Source organism: Streptomyces albiaxialis (assembly GCF_039530985.1).
GTDB lineage: Bacteria > Actinomycetota > Actinomycetes > Streptomycetales > Streptomycetaceae > Streptomyces > Streptomyces albiaxialis.
Map to the genome: position 1 here is coordinate 156,379 of NZ_BAAAPE010000010.1, position 13,929 is coordinate 170,307.

The 13,929-nt window shown below is 71.5% G+C and carries 12 protein-coding genes; 4 read left to right on the forward strand and 8 right to left on the reverse strand.

All coding sequences use genetic code 11. The features are described from left to right. Positions 1-43: 43 nt before the first annotated feature. The 4 genes from ABD343_RS20535 to uvrB form a co-directional block, all read right to left on the reverse strand. Complete coding sequence (locus tag ABD343_RS20535) at positions 44-1,042, reverse strand: TerC family protein (RefSeq protein WP_344530280.1); 999 nt, start codon at positions 1,040-1,042, stop codon at positions 44-46. A gap of 186 nt (positions 1,043-1,228) precedes the next feature. Continuing rightward, positions 1,229-3,244: a TerD family protein gene (locus tag ABD343_RS20540; RefSeq protein WP_344530320.1), complete on the reverse strand. Its 2,016-nt coding sequence runs from the start codon at positions 3,242-3,244 to the stop codon at positions 1,229-1,231. A gap of 43 nt (positions 3,245-3,287) precedes the next feature. Continuing rightward, positions 3,288-3,866 carry a TerD family protein gene (locus tag ABD343_RS20545; RefSeq protein ID WP_344530282.1) on the reverse strand — a complete coding sequence of 193 codons (579 nt, stop codon included), beginning with the start codon at positions 3,864-3,866 and terminating at the stop codon, positions 3,288-3,290. 148 nt (positions 3,867-4,014) lie between these two features. After that, entirely contained in the window at positions 4,015-6,144 is a 2,130-nt protein-coding gene (uvrB, locus tag ABD343_RS20550; protein WP_344530284.1) for an excinuclease ABC subunit UvrB, read from the reverse strand. A gap of 206 nt (positions 6,145-6,350) precedes the next feature. Between uvrB and ABD343_RS20555 the strand changes: the two genes are divergently transcribed. From ABD343_RS20555 to ABD343_RS20565, 3 genes are all read left to right on the forward strand, one after another. Then, complete coding sequence (locus tag ABD343_RS20555) at positions 6,351-7,262, forward strand: glycerophosphodiester phosphodiesterase (RefSeq protein WP_344530286.1); 912 nt, start codon at positions 6,351-6,353, stop codon at positions 7,260-7,262. A 58-nt stretch (positions 7,263-7,320) separates the two neighbouring features. Then, positions 7,321-7,890 carry a methylated-DNA--[protein]-cysteine S-methyltransferase gene (locus tag ABD343_RS20560; protein WP_344530288.1) on the forward strand — a complete coding sequence of 190 codons (570 nt, stop codon included), beginning with the start codon at positions 7,321-7,323 and terminating at the stop codon, positions 7,888-7,890. A gap of 136 nt (positions 7,891-8,026) precedes the next feature. Next, a complete protein-coding gene (locus ABD343_RS20565; RefSeq protein ID WP_425578233.1) occupies positions 8,027-8,587 on the forward strand; it encodes a snapalysin family zinc-dependent metalloprotease in 561 nt (186 codons plus the stop codon). A gap of 111 nt (positions 8,588-8,698) precedes the next feature. On the opposite strand, the gene ABD343_RS20570 is transcribed toward ABD343_RS20565, so the two are convergent. Together ABD343_RS20570 and ABD343_RS20575 are read right to left on the reverse strand one after the other, a co-directional pair. Continuing rightward, a complete protein-coding gene (locus ABD343_RS20570; RefSeq protein WP_344530290.1) occupies positions 8,699-9,637 on the reverse strand; it encodes a transporter substrate-binding domain-containing protein in 939 nt (312 codons plus the stop codon). A 16-nt stretch (positions 9,638-9,653) separates the two neighbouring features. Beyond that, positions 9,654-10,463: a hypothetical protein gene (locus tag ABD343_RS20575; RefSeq protein ID WP_344530292.1), complete on the reverse strand. Its 810-nt coding sequence runs from the start codon at positions 10,461-10,463 to the stop codon at positions 9,654-9,656. A 250-nt stretch (positions 10,464-10,713) separates the two neighbouring features. Between ABD343_RS20575 and ABD343_RS20580 the strand changes: the two genes are divergently transcribed. After that, the gene (locus tag ABD343_RS20580) at positions 10,714-12,069 is read left to right on the forward strand and encodes an MFS transporter (RefSeq protein WP_344530324.1); all 1,356 of its coding nucleotides are present in this window, start codon (positions 10,714-10,716) and stop codon (positions 12,067-12,069) included. Here the strand turns inward: ABD343_RS20580 and ABD343_RS20585 are convergent. Both ABD343_RS20585 and ABD343_RS20590 read right to left on the reverse strand, forming a co-directional pair. Further along, complete coding sequence (locus ABD343_RS20585; RefSeq protein ID WP_344530294.1) at positions 12,066-12,830, reverse strand: PIG-L deacetylase family protein; 765 nt, start codon at positions 12,828-12,830, stop codon at positions 12,066-12,068. The genes ABD343_RS20580 and ABD343_RS20585 overlap by 4 nt on opposite strands. Next, positions 12,830-13,672: an MHYT domain-containing protein gene (locus tag ABD343_RS20590; protein ID WP_344530296.1), complete on the reverse strand. Its 843-nt coding sequence runs from the start codon at positions 13,670-13,672 to the stop codon at positions 12,830-12,832. Before ABD343_RS20590 ends, ABD343_RS20585 begins: the two co-directional genes overlap by 1 nt. Positions 13,673-13,929 lie beyond the last annotated feature (257 nt).

The following is a 13,929-nucleotide window of genomic DNA, read 5'->3' on the forward strand; positions in this document are numbered from 1 at the left end:
GGACCGGCCCCCTTTCACGCGGGGACGGGGGTGGGGGCGGGGGTCAGGACTCGACGTCCGCCTTCTCCTTGGACCCGGCCTCGGCGAGGGCCTGCTTCTTGGAGGCCCGCAGCGAGGTGATCGTCGTGACGACCAGGACCGCGCAGATCACGCCGAGGGAGACCGGGATGCTGATCTCCGGCACGTGCACACCCGTCTCGTGCAGCGCGTGCAGCACCAGCTTGACGCCGATGAAGCCGAGGATGATCGACAGCCCGTACGACAGGTGGACCAGCTTCTTCAGGAGGCCGCCGATGAGGAAGTAGAGCTGGCGCAGGCCCATCAGCGCGAAGGCGTTGGCCGTGAAGACGATGTACGGGTCCTGGGTGAGGCCGAAGATCGCGGGGATCGAGTCCAGCGCGAACAGCACGTCGGTCGTGCCGATCGCGAGCATCACGATCAGCATCGGCGTCATCAGCCGCTTGCCGTTCTCCCTGATGAACAGCTTGGTGCCGTGGTACTTGTCGGTGGACGGGAAGCGCCGCTCGACGGCCTTCAGGAGCCGGTTCTCCTCCCAGTCCTCCTCGTCCTCGTCGGCCCGGGCCTCCTGGATCAGCTTCCAGGCCGTCCAGATGAGGAAGGCGCCGAAGATGAAGAAGACCCACGAGAAGGTCGAGATGATCGCGGCGCCCGCCGCGATGAAGATCGCGCGGAGCACGAGCGCGATGAGCACACCGACCATCAGCACCCGCTGCTGGTAGATGGACGGCACCGCGAACTTCGCCATGATCAGGACGAAGACGAACAGATTGTCGACGCTGAGGGACTTCTCGGTGATGTACCCCGCGAAGAACTCCCCGGACGCCTGACTGCCGCCGTCACCCCCGAAGAGGAAGACGCCGAGCCCGAACAGCGCGGCCAGCACGATCCACACGATCGTCCAGGTGCCGGCCTCCTTGAGGGACACCTCGTGCGGCTTACGGCCGCCGATGAAGAAGTCGACGGCGATGAGGGCGCAGAGACCGACAATGGTCAGCACCCAAACGGACATGGAAACGTCCATGAGCTCCTCCGGCTTGCATACCAGCATGGGCCGGAGGTCTCTTCCACCCGGGGATCCCGGGCCGATGCCCCGGGACCGGCTTCGCTGCCTGTCCGTACTGACGGGGCCATCGCGGGGCTGGGAATACTCCCCTCCGATGAAAGGAAGAGTAAAGCAATCCCATGGGAAGGTAAAGAGACGCAGGTCTCAGTGGCCGCCGCCGGGCGACCAGCGGCCCGCGGCGGCCTGCCGCAGCACCCGGGGCACGATCTCGCTGCCGCTCGGCGCGAGCGGCGGCTCGTACGTCCACGCGTGGCCCACCCAGGGGTCGGCCAGGTGGTCGCTGGCGACGGGCGTGAGCCGCAGCAGCCCCCGCCACAGCGGGTCCAGCACCGGCCCGTACGCCCGCGCGTCCTCCCGGTCGGCCACCATCAGCAGATGCACGCCGACGGCCGGGCCCTCGTCCGCCAGATAGCGGAGCTGGGTGACGGCGCGGTCGTCGAAGCCGTGCGGGAAGTCGTGGACCACCAGGAGCTGGTCCGCCGGATCGATGTCGACGGGCAGCGCGTCGGTGGCGCCGCTGCGCACGGCCATCTGGACGAGGTCCACGCGCCGGGTCAGCAGCTCCAGCATCTGCGAGACACCGGCGGCCCCGGCGGCGGGCGGCTCCGGGAGGGCTCCCGACTCCACGAGCGGGGCGAGCGACGCGGCGGCCGAACCGGCCGGGTCGATCACCCGCACGGTGAACTCGCCCGGCGGATACACCGCGTACAGCCGGGCGGCGACGGCGGTCGCCGTCTCGGCGGCCAGGCGGCGCAGCTCGCCCGTGTCGGCGCCGACGACGGACTCGACGGAGGCCGCCTCGCGCCCGCAGTCGATCCACAGGCCGCGCTCCAGCGGCAGCCGCACCAGCATCGGGATCCGCAGCTCGGCGTGCTCGGGCAGGCTGAGGTCGCCCAGGCGGAGGGCCATGGGGGTGTCGTCCGGCAGCGTGTACCCGTGCCAGACAGGGTTGTCCCAGCGGGCCAGCGCGGGCGGCAGGGCGGGCTCGACGACCTCGGCCTCGGCGACGAGCTGCGCGAGATCCCGGTCGAGCACGGCCTGGGCCTGCTCCACCAGGCGTGCGTGCTTGGCGCGCGCCTCGGTGCGCGCCTCGTCGGCGGCGGGGCCGACCCGGGTCCTCGGGTCGTCGAGGACGCGGTCGATCTCGCGCTCCATGCGCGACTCGGCGAAGTCGATCGCCGACCGGTACGCCGCGACCGTACGGGCCAGGTCCTCGAACATGCCCCAGACCTGGTTGTAGAGCCGCTCCTCCATCGACCAGCCGGGGGCGTCACCGGCGACGGGCTCCTGGCCCCCGCCCTGCGGGGCCTGCGATGCCTGCGGCGCCGAGGGGGCCGCCGACGGCGGAGGGGAGGCCGGGCGACTCGGGTGGCGGTAGTCGATGCCGCCGGCGGACGGCGGAGCATCACCCGAGGGAGTGGTGCCGGAAGGGGCGGCACCGGAAGGGGTGCCGCCCGCGGGCGTCCCCGCGGCCGGGGTGCCGGTGCGCTCCGGGCAGTCGCCTCCGGCGCCCTCCGCGCCGGTGCGGCCCCGATGCGCGGCGTGCGCGGTGCTGCGCTCGCGGGTGCCCTCGCCGTCCTGCGGGGGCGGGGGCGCGACGGAACGGGCGAGCCCCGCGGCCACCGCCTCGTTGATGGTCGCGGCCAGCTCGTGGGCCTTGGGGAGGCCCTGGTCGTCCAGCATCGCGGCGAGCCCGCCCGCGTACCCCTGGCCGACGGCGCGGACCTTCCAGGCGTCCTGGCGCCGGTACAGCTCCAGGGCGACGACGGCCGACTCGGCGTCGAGCCCGGTGACCGTGTACGTGGCGATCTCCGCGCCGTCGAGCCCGGTGACCGCGAGGTACGGCGCGGCGAGGGGGCCGAAGCTCGTCGGGCCGCCGACGCCCGTGGGCAGCGCCAGCAGCACGTTGACCCGGTGGACGTCCTCGGGGAGCGCGCCGAGGTCGACCGCGAGGCGGTGGTCGGCGGCGGCCTGCCGGGACGCCTCCAGGCCGGGCAGCCGTGGGGCGGCGGGGTGGGCGATCCAGCCCGCGTCACGCATCCGGCCCGAGTCGTCGTTGAGCGTCGCCCCGGCGATCACCGGTTTCCCCGCCGAGACCCGGATCTCCACCCGGAAGTCCGGCAGCGGATGGTTCTGCCCACGGACCAGTTCGGCCGTCATCGTCACGCCCCTCCCCGGGCCACGCCGGTCGGATCCGTCCTCGTCAGAGCTGCGGCAGGATCGCGGGCATCAGGTCCTGGAACGTACGGCCGTTGGCCGGGTTGCCGATGGCCGTCATCTGCCAGCCGCTGCCCGCGCGGTGCACCTTCGCCATGATCTGCGCGGTGTAGTCGCCGCCGCCGGTGAGGGTGTAGCGCGCGAGCTCCTGGCCGTTCGTCTCGTCGACGATGCGGCAGAACGCGTTCTCCACCTCGGCGAAGGTCTGGCCGGTGAAGGAGTTGACCGTGAAGACGATCTGGTCGATGTGGACGGGGACGCGCTGGAGATCGACCATGATCGCCTCGTCGTCGCCGCCCTGGCCCGCGCCGCCCACCAGGTTGTCACCGGTGTGCTTGACGGAGCCGTCGTCGCTGACCAGGTGACGGAAGAAGACGACGTCGACCGGCTGCTTGTCCGCGAAGAGGACGGCCGAGGCGTCGAGGTCGATCTCCTTGGAGCGCTTGCCGAAGAGGCCGCGCCGCGGGGCCGCCTGCCAGCCGAGGCCCATACGCACCGCGGTCAGGGTGCCCCCATCGCTCTTCTCCAGGCTGATGGCCTGTCCCTTGGACAAGTTGACCGTCACGTGCGTTCCCCTCTCGACAGTGCCGCACGCCGCCGGGATCCGCGCCCCGGCGGCTGTCACGCACCGCACCCTACGCACCCGCAGGAAGGAGCTGATCGGCCTCCCCCGCCATTGTGTCGTTCTTGCAACACTCCGCAGGCCGCGGACGCTACTTGAGCCCGGCCTCCCTCATCTGGCGCAGCTCTTTCTTCAGTTCCCCGACCTCGTCGCGCAGCCGTGCCGCGACCTCGAACTGGAGCTCCGCGGCGGCGGCGCGCATGCGCTCCGTCAGCTCCTCGATGGTCTCGGCCAGCTCGGCCGCCGGGCGGTCGGTCAGCTCGCCGGACTCCTTGCCGCGCTTCTTGGCGGGGGTGGGCGCCTTGGCGGGCTTGCCCGCGGCCTTGCCGCCCTTGCCGGTCTCGTCCCGCTGGCGGTATCCCGTCTCCAGGAGCTTCTCGGTGTCCACCTGCTCGCGGGCGATGTCCGCGACGATGTCGCCGATCTTCTTCCGGAGGGGCTCGGGGTCGATGCCGTGCTCCTCGTTGTACGCCATCTGCTTCTCGCGGCGGCGGTTCGTCTCGTCGATGGCGCGCTGCATGCCGGGGGTGACCTTGTCGGCGTACATGTGCACCTGGCCCGACACGTTCCGCGCGGCGCGGCCGATGGTCTGGATCAGCGAGGTGCCGGAGCGGAGGAAGCCCTCCTTGTCGGCGTCGAGAATCGCCACGAGGGAGACCTCGGGCAGGTCCAGGCCCTCACGGAGCAGGTTGATCCCCACCAGGACGTCGAACTCGCCGGAGCGCAGCTCGCGCAGCAGCTCGATGCGGCGCAGCGTGTCCACGTCGCTGTGCAGATAGCGGACGCGGATGCCCAGCTCGACGAAATAGTCGGTCAGGTCCTCGGCCATCTTCTTGGTGAGGGTGGTGACCAGCACACGCTCGTCGCGCTCCTCGCGGAGCCGGATCTCGTGCACCAGGTCGTCGATCTGGCCCTCGGTCGGCTTGACGACGACCTCGGGGTCGATGAGCCCGGTGGGGCGGATGACCTGCTCGACGAAGCCGTCGCCCCGCGCCAGCTCGTACGGCCCCGGGGTGGCCGAGAGATACACCGTCTGGCCGATCCGTTCGAGAAATTCTTCCCATTTCAGCGGCCGGTTGTCGAGCGCGGAGGGGAGGCGGAAGCCGTGGTCGATGAGGGTGCGCTTGCGCGCCGCGTCCCCCTCGTACATCGCGCCGATCTGCGGGACCGTCTGGTGCGACTCGTCGATGACCAGCAGGAAGTCGTCCGGGAAATAGTCCAGCAGGGTGTGCGGGGCCGTGCCCGCCTCGCGGCCGTCGATGTGCCGGGAGTAGTTCTCGATGCCGGAGGCGGTACCGATCTGGCGCATCATCTCGATGTCGTACGTGGTGCGCATGCGGAGGCGCTGGGCCTCCAGGAGCTTGCCCTGCTTCTCCAGCTCGGCGAGGCGCTCGGTCAGCTCGGCCTCGATCGCGTTGATCGCGCGCTCCATGCGCTCGGGGCCCGCGACGTAGTGCGAGGCGGGGAAGACGTACAGCTCCTCGTCGTCCGAGATCACCTCGCCGGTGATCGGGTGGAGCGTGGAGAGGGCCTCGATCTCGTCGCCGAACATCTCGATCCGGACGGCCAGCTCCTCGTAGACCGGGAAGATCTCGATGGTGTCGCCGCGGACGCGGAAGGTGCCGCGGGTGAACGACATGTCGTTCCGCGTGTACTGGATGTCGACGAAGCGGCGGAGCAGGGCGTCCCTGTCGATCTCCGCGCCGACCTTGAGGGGGACCATCCGGTCGACGTACTCCTGCGGGGTCCCCAGGCCGTAGATGCAGGAGACGGAGGCGACCACGACCACGTCGCGCCGGGTGAGCAGCGAATTGGTGGCGCTGTGGCGCAGGCGCTCCACCTCCTCGTTGATCGACGAGTCCTTCTCGATGTAGGTGTCCGTCTGCGGGACGTACGCCTCCGGCTGGTAGTAGTCGTAATAGGAGACGAAATACTCCACCGCGTTGTTCGGCAACAGCTCGCGGAACTCGTTGGCCAACTGGGCGGCCAGGGTCTTGTTGGGCGCCATCACCAGGGTCGGACGCTGGAGCTTCTCGATCATCCACGCGGTGGTCGCCGACTTGCCCGTGCCGGTCGCGCCGAGCAGCACGACATCCTTCTCACCTGCGCTGACGCGCTGCGCCAGCTCGGCGATGGCGGTGGGCTGGTCCCCGCTGGGCTGATACGGGCTGACGACCTCGAAGGGCGCCACCTTGCGTTCGATTTCGGTGTTGGGCCGCATGGCAACCACCGTACGGCCCGCCACTGACAACGGGCGAAGATTCCCAAACGGACAGAGGCTGGCGAAAACATGCCATTTGTCCGATGCACGGGCAGCGACGCAGACGTCCCACGTTCAACTTCCCGCCACTTCGTCCCCGCTTTCCTGTATTGCGCCTCGGGAACGCTCTTCGCTGTCCGTGCACAAACAGATGCGAGGAGTTCCGCATGTCGATACGCCCTCTGACGGCCACCGCCACCGCAGGCGGCGCGCTGCTGGGTATGACCGCACTCTTCCTCACCGCGGCTCCCGGAGCGGCGGCCGCGCCGCAGAGCGACTCGCCGCTGCCCGTCGCGCACCGCGGGGCCTCCGCGTACGCGCCCGAGAACACCCTCGCCGCCGTCGACAAGGCCGACGAGCTGGGCATCCAGTGGGTGGAGAACGACGTCCAGCGCACCAAGGACGGCAAGCTGGTCATCCTCCACGACACCACGCTCGCGCGCACCACCGACGTCGAGCAGAAGTTCCCCGACAGAGCCCCGTGGAACGTCGCCGACTTCACCGCGAAGGAGATCAGGAAGCTCGACGCGGGAAGCTGGTTCAACAAGAGGTTCAAGGGCGAGCGCATCCCGACGCTCCACGAGTACATGCAGCGGGTCAGCCGTAACGGACAGCGGCTGCTGATGGAGCTGAAGGCTCCGGAGCTGTACCCGGGGATCGAGAAGCAGACCCTGGCCGAGCTGCGCAAGGACGGCTGGCTGGACAAGCACCACCTCAAGAAGAAGCTGATCGTCCAGAGCTTCAACGCGACCTCGGTCGAGAAGGTCCACGAGCTGAAGCCCGCCGTGAAGACCGGCTTCCTGGGGAACCCGGCCGCGAGCGAGCTGAAGAAGTACGCGAAGTTCTCCGACCAGATCAACCCGCGCCACGCGGCGGTCACCAAGGACTACGTGCAGGCCATCCACGGCGTGAAGGGGCCGCACGGCCGTCCGCTGGAGGTCTTCACCTGGACGGTCGACGACGCGGCGACCGCCGTCAGGGTGGCCCGGGCGGGCGTGGACGGGATCATCTCCAACAAGCCCGACCTCGTGCGTGACGCGACCCGGGGCCTCGGTTCGGGGCTGGATCTCGACTACTGACCCGGCAGCCGGCGGGCGGCCGCCGTCGGTTGTCAGTGGGGACCTCTAGGGTTCCCGTATGACTGAGACGTCGGCCGCCCCCGCGCGCACCTGCTCGTACGCGGTGCGGGACACCCCGATCGGGCCCCTTCTCCTCGCCGCGACGGACGAGGGACTGATCGAGGTCGTCTTCCACGCCAGGGGCCGGGCCGTGGACCGCGCCCTCTCCCGTCTCACCGCCGCGCTGGGCGCCCCGCCCGTGCGGACGGACCCGGCGGAGTCCCCGCACCCTGCCCTCGCCGTCGCGGTGGACGAGATGGACCGCTATTTCACCGGTGAGCTGCGCGCGTTCACCGTGGACCTGGATTGGACGCTCTCCGGCGGGTTCAACGAGAAGGTGCTCCGCGAGCTGGCGGCCTCCGTCCCCTTCGGGGCCACGGCGGGCTATCAGGACCTGGCCGACCGCGTCGGCGAGCCCGGCGGGGCCCGCGCGGTCGGCGCCGCAATGGGCTCCAATCCGCTGCCCGTCGTCGTCCCCTGCCACCGTGTGGTGGAGAGCGGCGGCGGCATAGGCGGCTTCGGCGGCGGCCTGGAGACCAAGCGGGTGCTGCTCGCCCTGGAGGGCGTCCTTCCCGAACCGCTGTTCTGAGCCTTCCCCGCACCCGTTCCGCGAAGGGCGTTGTGGGGCGCGTGGGGTGTCTCTAGTCTCCTAGGGCGAACGAATCATCGAGGCCCCTGGAGAGAGGCTGATCGTGAATCTTCGCATCCCCCCACGTCACTTCCGTCTGTCCTTACGCGTTCTCGTGCCCCTGCTGGCCGGGCTCTGCGCCCTGGTCGGCGGCCAGACGCTCGCGTCCGCCGGTACAGCAGAGGGCCCCCGCGCCTCCGCCGCCGTCGTCGTGACCTACGACGCCAGCGGCTCCGAGGAGTTCGCCGACGCCGTGGAGAAGGGCGTCGGCGTCTGGAACGAGCAGGTGCAGAACGTCGAGCTGAAGCCCGCGGGCAGCGGCGAGCGGGCCGACGTCACCGTCCTCGCCGACGACGGCTGGCCCCGCGCCCAGGTGCCCGAGCTGGGCAAGGGCACGGTCTGGATGGGCCGTCAGGCCGTGAACGAGGGCCATGACGTCGTCCGTATCGCCGCGCACGAGTTCGGGCACATCCTCGGACTCCCCGACCGCAAGCCCGGTCCCTGCTCCAGCCTGATGTCCGGCGCCTCGGCCGGGCCCGACTGCAAGAACGCGATCCCCAACGAGGCGGAGAAGGCCGAGGTCGAGAGCAACTTCGGCAGCCAGTACGCCGAACTGCGCGACGTACGGCTCGACCGCGTCTTCGTCGACCGTCCCTGATCCGGCCCGTCCCGGCCCGTCCGGTACCGATCGGTCTCTTCCTCTCCGGCGACGGGGAGGAAGAGGCCGGTCAGGGCGTCGGTGGGACCAGCCGGGTAGCCCGCAAGAGGCTCAGCAGGGCGAGGAGTTGCTCTCGATACGGTCCGGCGCGGGCCTGAAGTGGGCCTCGAAGGCCGGGTCCTGCCGGGTGAGGCGGGGGAAGTGGCTCTGGAAGTCCCGCCGCCACTCCGGCGAGTCCACATACGCCCGCATCGCCGACCGCAGCCGCGCGCACTCCTTCGGGTGCCCCTTGGGCATCCCTATGGCGTACATCTGCCAGCCCCCCACGGTCCCCTTGAGCACCCGCACGTCCCGGTGGCGCTCCGCGAAGCCGAAGAGGACCAACTGGTCCGTCCACGCCGCGTCGATGCCGCTGCCGCGCTTGCGCAGCTCGGAGACGCACTGCCCGTTGGTGTCCCGCAGGACGACGATGGCCTCCTCGTTGAGCTGCCGCCGGGCCTCCCTGCGGATCCGCTCGCGCTGCTCCGCGTCCGGGACGCCGGGCGCCGTGGTGCTCCCGTTGACCGTGCAGACCCGCTTGCCCGCGAGGTCCTTCGGCCCCTCGATCCGCCGCTCGTCCTCGCGCACCATGACGCCCTGGCGCGTCTTCGCGTAGGGCCCGATCTGCGTCACCAGCTTCTTGCGGGCCGAGGTGATGGAGTACGCGGCGATGACGAGGTCCGCGCTCCCCGAGGTCAGCACCTTCTCGCGCTCCTTGGTGACCACGTCGATCGGGCGGTACGCGAAGCCGGCCTTCTTGCTCATGTACTGAAGGAACGCGTTCTCGAACCCCGAGACGATGCCGCTCTCCTTGACGAAGAGCGAGGGGTGGTCGTAGAAGACCCCGATCTGCGCCACCCCGTCGAGGAGGCCGGGCGGCGGCTCGTCGTCGCGCTCCCGGTCGGGGCCCCATCCCGACAGCAGGGCCAGCCCCAGGAGCAGCGCGAGGACCGACACCCCCGCCGCCCAGCGCCATACCGTCCGCTTCAGCCCTCGTGCCCGTCCAGACATACGTGACCTCGTCCGTTCATCCGTTCCGCATCACGGCGCCGGTGATCTCCAGCGAGAACTCGCACGCGGAGTCGCCCGAGACGCTCACCTCTATCGAGGACCTGCCGCCCGCGCGGTTCTCGACCGGGATGTCCGCCTTCTCGTCCTCGACACCGGCCTCGGTCTCGCGGGCCACGTCGGCCCCGCGGAAGACCAGCCGGGCCTCGCCCAGGCAGTTGCCGAGATAGCCGCCCGGGGAGTCCTCGTCGACCTTCCAGCGCAGGGCGAGCCGTTCGCGGGCGGGAGGGGAGCCGATCGCCAGTTCGTACAGCTCGCCCCCGCGCCACTGGCCGCCCTCCGAGAGCCGCGCACGACGGGTGACGTCCACCGCGGCGTCGTCGGCGCACGAGCGCACGGCCCCGGCCAGGGCCATCAGCGCGACCACGGCGGCGACGGTGACCAGGGCGAGCAGGAATGTCTCGCCGTCCCGCAACGATTCGGCCCGCTTCATGATCAGGCCGGCGAGCGCGGGGAGGATCACTCCCGACACGGCGCCCGTCACGACGGGGTCCATGTCCAACTGCTCGGCCAGCAGGACCAGCGCGGCAACCATCAGGAAGACCGGTACGAGCAGCACTCCGACGGCGCGCAGGATCTTGCCCCAGGCCATGGCGCGCACGGCGGCGAGCCAGGAGGCGGGCCATATGACGGGCCCGTCCGGAGGGTCCCGCCGGGCGCTCTCGCCCGCGCCGTCCCCGCCATTCGCGCCGTCCCCGCCATTCGGGTCTTCGCCGTTCGAGTCCTCGCCGTTCGAGTCCTCGCCGTTCGCGCCCCCGCCGTCGGTCATGCCGCACCCCCTTGGCACCGACTTCCGCGGCCCGGTCCGACGCCGCGACGCCGTCCGGGCTCCGGCCCCGGCGTCCCGTCCGTCCGCTCCCCCGCGGCCCCTCGGGCCCCATGGACGTGACTGCGTGTCGTGACGGCACGATAGCGCTCCGTCCCGCGCGCCGGTACGGAATCCGCACGACCCGTGCGCCCCGGCGTCCCGGCCTGGTCCGCCGGGGGCGCGTGCTGCCACACTGCGCGGCGTGACCGACATCCGTGACTCCGCCGACGCTCCTGACAGCGAGGACATATCCCAGGAGGTCCCCGGCGCCGGGGACCTCGCCGCGCTCCGCCGCCGTACGCAGGCCGTGCTGATCGTCAGTCAGATCCTGGGCGGGCTCGGGGTCTCGACGGCCGTGGCGCTCGCGGCCGTACTGGCCAAGGACATCGGCGGCTCGGAGGCCGTGGCGGGGCTGGCGTCCACCTCGTCGGTGATCGGGACGGCGGTGCTGTCGCTGCCGTTCGCCTCGCTGATGGCCGCGCGGGGGCGGCGGGCCGGGCTGACGCTCGCGTACGTCGTCGCGGCCGTGGGCGGCGCGGTCGTCGTCGGGGCCGCCGCGCTGGAGAACTTCCCGCTGCTGCTCATCGGCATGGCCGCGTTCGGGGCCGGGAACTCCGCGAACCTCCAGGCGCGGTTCGCCGCCGCCGACCTCGCGGAGCCCGTACGCCGCGGGCGCGCGATCTCCACCGTCGTCTGGGCCACCACCGTCGGCGCCGTCCTCGGGCCCAACATCGCGGCTCCGGCGGGCGAGAGCGTCTCCGGGCTCGGCATCCCGGCCACCGCCGGGCCCTTCGTCTGGGGCACCGGCGTCTTCCTCGTCTCGGCGCTGCTGGTGCATCTGCTGCTGCGGCCCGACCCGCTGCTCACGGCCCGCGCGCTCGCCGAGGCCGAGGGCGAGGGCGGCGGCGGGGCGGGCGACCGCTCGCTGCGGGCCGCGCTCGCGACGGTCGCGGCCTCGGCGCGGGCACGGCTCGCGCTCGTCACCATCGCGGGCTCGCACACCGTGATGGTCTCCGTGATGGTGATGACGCCCGTCGACCTCGGCGGACACGGGGCGGACATCGAGCTGATCGGTCTGGTCATCAGCGGTCACATCGCGGGCATGTACGCGTTCTCGCCGGTCATGGGCTGGCTCGCCGACCGGCTCGGCCGGCTCTCGGTGATCCTGCTGGGGGTCGCCCTGCTCGCCGTCGCCACGGCCCTCGCCGGTACGGCGGACGGCCACCACGCGCAGTCCGCCGCCGGGCTCTTCCTGCTGGGTCTGGGCTGGTCGGCGGGGCTGGTGTCGGGCTCGGCGCTGCTCACCGACTCCGTGCCGCAGCCCGCCCGCGCCGCCGTCCAGGGGCTCTCCGACCTGATCATGAACGCGGCGGCGGGCGCGGGCGGCGCCCTCTCGGGTCTCGTCGTCTCGGGCGCGGGCTACGGCTGGCTGAACGCGGGGGCCGCCGCGCTGCTCGTCCCCGTCGCGGCGCTGGCCCTGCTCTCGCTCACACGCCGGGACCGGGGCCGGGGCCAGGGGCGGAACCGGGGCCGGGACCAGGCGCTGCCCGAGGGGCCGAACGGCTAGGAGAACGGCACCAGTTCGAAGCCGACCGCGTTCCCGCCGCCGAACCGCGCCCCGTACATCTCCAGCCCACCGGTCACGATGGTCCGCGCGTACGCCTGCGGGTCCTCGTCGGTGAGCGCGGAAATGTACGCGCGGTGCTCGTTCAGCGAGGCGAGCGCCGCGGCGACCGCCTCCTCCCCCACGGCCTGCGCGTGGGTGACGTACGGGGAGGCGGCGACGGCCGCCCAGCGCACCCCGCTCCAGGGCATGAGGCCGTCCTCCTCCAGTTGGTCGGCGAAGATCCACCGGTTGCCCGCGTCGCCGATGGCGTCGAGCGCGGCACGGCCGACGGCGCGGTGGTCGGGGGTGTTGCGCCAGGCGCCGGGGCCGCTGCCCCAGGTCTCGTGGTGGTTGGCGGTGATGACCAGCTCGGGCCGCCAGCGGCGCAGGGCGCGGGCGATGTCGGCGCGCAGCGCGGGGCCCTCCTCGATGACGCCGTCGGGGTGATCCAGGAACTCCAGGTCGGTGACGCCGACCGCCGCCGCGCTCGCGCGCTGCTCGGCCTCGCGCACCCGCGCGCACTCGACGGGCGGCAGGTTGTCGATGCCCGCTTCGCCGCGGGTGGCCAGCACGTAGGCGATCTCCTTGCCCTGCGCGGTCCACTCCGCGACGGCGGCCGCGGCGCCGTACTCCAGGTCGTCCGGGTGCGCGACGACCGCCAGCGCCCGCTGCCAGTCCCCGGGCATCGGCTCCAGCCGCTGCTCCCCGTGCTGCTCGCCCATCAGTGCTCCTGCCGCCGTTCGAAGGGGGTCCATTCGAGCTTCTCGCCGCTGCCCTCGCCGGGACGGGAGCCCCACTGGCGCCGTCCGTCCCGCTCCATCATGGGATCAAGGCTCACAAACAACCCCACGAACAACAACAGCAGCAGGGGGCCGATCAGGATGGGGGTCAGCGTGCCGATGGCCGAGGTCCCGGCGCTGTCGTCGCCCCCGGTCCCGTGCAGATGGACGGTGACGGCGCGCATCGCCGTGTAGTGCATGCCGCTGACGGCGACGCCCATGATCAGGGCGGCGGCGATGGCGGCGCCGAAGAGCTTCACGGACATCGAGAACCACAGCGCGGCCGTCGCCGCGAACACCGCGATCCCGATCGAGAGCAGCACCGTCCCGGTGTCGTACGCGATGCTGCCGCTCATCCGCATGCCCGCCATGCCCAGGTAGTGCATGGCGGCGACGCCCAGGCCCGTGATCACGCCCCCGGCGAGCAGCGCGCCCGTGGTCTTGCCCCGGTAGCCGACGAGGAAGACGCCGATGCCGACCACGACGACGGCCACCACGAGGCTCGCGTAGGTGGTCAGCAGGTCGTAGGTGATCTCCATGCCCTGGGCCGTGAAGCCCATCATCGCGATGAAGTGCATCGTGAAGATGCCGGTGCCGATGGCCAGGGACGCCAATAACAGCCATCCGGCTCTCTCCGACCGTTGAAGGCTGAGCGCCCGGGCCGTGCACCGCAGGCCCAGGGCGCTGCCCAGGCAGGCCATCACATACGCCGCTACGGGCGTGACCAGTCCGTACGTGAATCCGTCTACCGGAACCCCGGCGGCGCTCTGCATCATCATCCCCATACCAGGGCTCGTTGTGGCCCGCTCGATGGTCGAAAGGTCCTCACACAATGCGCACGCAGCGCAACGCCGCCCCATCGTAGAGACACAACTACTCCGTAGTACCCCCTTCTGCGGAGCTCTTCGCCGGGAGGAACGCGACACCGCCCGGAGGCTTCACCTCGGCCGCGCGACAAAGGACGCCTCCGGGAAGGAACCGTCGGAAAGCGCGGACACAGGAGCGGACGCGGGCGCCGGGAGGCTCCGCCTCCCGGCGCCCG